The following is a 2,119-nucleotide window of genomic DNA, read 5'->3' as shown; positions in this document are numbered from 1 at the left end:
TCGCGCAGCGAGGCAAGAGAAGGGGGAAGCGGCGCAGCCGCTCAGGGGGTTGCTCACCGCTTGTTCCGGATGGGCACGTTCATTTCTTCAGGCTTGATCTCGCGCACCAGCTCGGGCACGCCCCAGGCAAAGGCCGGGTCCACCTTGATCTTGAAGTGGTACATGCTCTGCAGCGCCTGGTGGTCTTCCTTGCGGAAGGTCATCTTGCCCTTGGGCGTGTCGAAGCTCATGCCTTCCATGGTCTTGATGAGCTTGTTGGTGGTGGTGTCGCCCCCCGTGGCCTTGAGCGCCGTGACCAGCGCCATGGCCGAGCTGAAGCCGCCAGCCGTGAAGAAATCGGGCGGCGCCTTGAACTGCTTGTAGTGCGCCGACACCAGCGCCTCGTTGACCGGGTTCTTGGGGATGCCGAAGTAGTAGTAGGTGGCGCCTTCCATGCCCGGGAAGTTCTTGAAGCTGGCCATGGCGGGCAGGATGTTGCCGCCCGTGGCGATCTCGATGCCGTAGCGCTTGAGATCCATGTCGGCGATCTTGAACGGGTTGCCCGCGCCGGCCCAGACGATCCAGATGATCTTGCGGCCCGGCTGGTCCTTGAGCTTGTCGATCAGCCGCTGCGCGCCGGCGGTGAAGTCGGTGGTGCTGGTGGGCAGGTATTCCTCGTGCACCAGCTTGGCGTTCTTGAGCGCGTCCTTGAAGGCCTTCACCCCGTCGCGGCCGAAAGCGTAGTCTTGCGCCAGCGTGGCGATGGTCACGCCCGGCTTGTCGATGGCCACGGCGTTCGAGATGGCGTCCTGGCTGCTGTTGCGGCCGGTGCGGAAAATGTATTTGTTCCACTTGTCGCCGGTGATCGCATCGGCCACGGCGGGCTCGACCAGCAGAATCTTCTTGTATTCCTCGGCCACGGGCAGCAGCGCCAGCGCCACGCCGGAAGACGTGGGCCCCACGGCGATGTCGGCCTTGTCATCCGAATAGGCCGACGCCAGCAGGCTCTTGCCCAGGTCGGGCTTGCCCTGGTCGTCCTTCTCGATCACGACCAGTTTCTTGCCACCCACCTGCATGGTGCCGCCGGTGGCGTAGTCCAGGCCCATCATCAGGCCCGTCTGCGTCTGCTTGCCATAGGCTTCGAGCGGGCCGGTCTTGCTGTAGACGTGGGCGATGCGGATTTCGCCCGATTGGCTGAAAACCGGCGCCGAAAGAGTGGCGGCCAGGGCGGCGATTGCGACCAGGGTGCGGCGTTGCATGGGGCTGTCTCCTTTTGTGTTGCCTGAACATTGCACAGTTCGTGCCAATTCAAAAACCGTTGATTGGCAACGTTTTTTTACCCAGAGGCACTCAATGCGTCTATTTTTCAGACACGCACAGCGTCTATTTTTCAGACACTTGTCCGTTTTTTATTCAGGGTTTTCCAGACGTCCGTAGAGCGTGGCGCGCGAAATACCCAGTTGCCGGGCCGTGGCCTGCTTGTTGCCGCCGTGGGCCTTGAGCGCTGCGGCAATGGCACGCTGCTCCAGTTCGGCCACCTGTTCGGCCAGCGGGCGCAGGTAGCGCTCATCGCCCAATGCCTGCGCATCGGCGGAGGCATCGATCACCGGGGCCGCCGGCTCGACGCCGGTTTCGCGCAGGATGCGTTCGAGCTGGTAGGCATCGATGGACTGCGAATCGCTGCGCATGGCGGCCTGCTCCAGCACATTGCGCAGCTCGCGGATGTTGCCGCGCCAGGGCTGGCCGGCCAGCAGCGCCATCGCATCGGGCTGCAGTTCGGGCGGGGCCGTGCCGTTGCGCAGCGCCAGGTCTTCGCCCAGCACTTCGACCAGCGCCGGGATGTCGCCGCGCCGCTCGCGCAGCGGGGGCACGCGCACCGGCAGCACGTGCAGGCGATAGAAGAGGTCTTCGCGGAAACGGTTGTCGCGTACCAGCGCCCCCAGGTCGCGCGAGGTGGCGGCCACCACGCGCACATTGAAGGGCACCAGCTTGTTCGAGCCCAGCGGTTCGATCTCGCCCTCCTGCAGCGCGCGCAGCAGCTTGGCCTGCAGGCTTTGCGGCATGTCGCCGATTTCGTCGAGGAACAGCGTGCCGCCATCTGCCAGCTTGAACTTGCCGTCGCGCCCCTTGCGGTCAGCGC

At 64.5% G+C, this 2,119-nt stretch carries 2 protein-coding genes; both read right to left on the bottom strand.

Annotated elements, in window-relative coordinates; all coding sequences use genetic code 11:
* Nucleotides 1-53 precede the first annotated feature (53 nt).
* Nucleotides 54-1,238, bottom strand: coding sequence for a substrate-binding domain-containing protein (locus ACDELDRAFT_RS21670; protein ID WP_005800644.1), 1,185 nt, complete (start codon nucleotides 1,236-1,238; stop codon nucleotides 54-56).
* Between the two features lie 150 nt (nucleotides 1,239-1,388).
* Nucleotides 1,389-2,119 (bottom strand): sigma 54-interacting transcriptional regulator (locus tag ACDELDRAFT_RS21665; protein ID WP_005800643.1); only part of this gene is annotated, 731 nt, incomplete at its 5' end.

The sequence above is a fragment of the Acidovorax delafieldii 2AN genome (assembly GCF_000175235.1).
Classification (GTDB): Bacteria; Pseudomonadota; Gammaproteobacteria; order Burkholderiales; family Burkholderiaceae_C; genus Acidovorax; species Acidovorax delafieldii_B.
The sequence above is the reverse complement of the archived record's forward strand: the minus strand, read 5'-3'. Positions and strand labels throughout refer to the sequence as shown.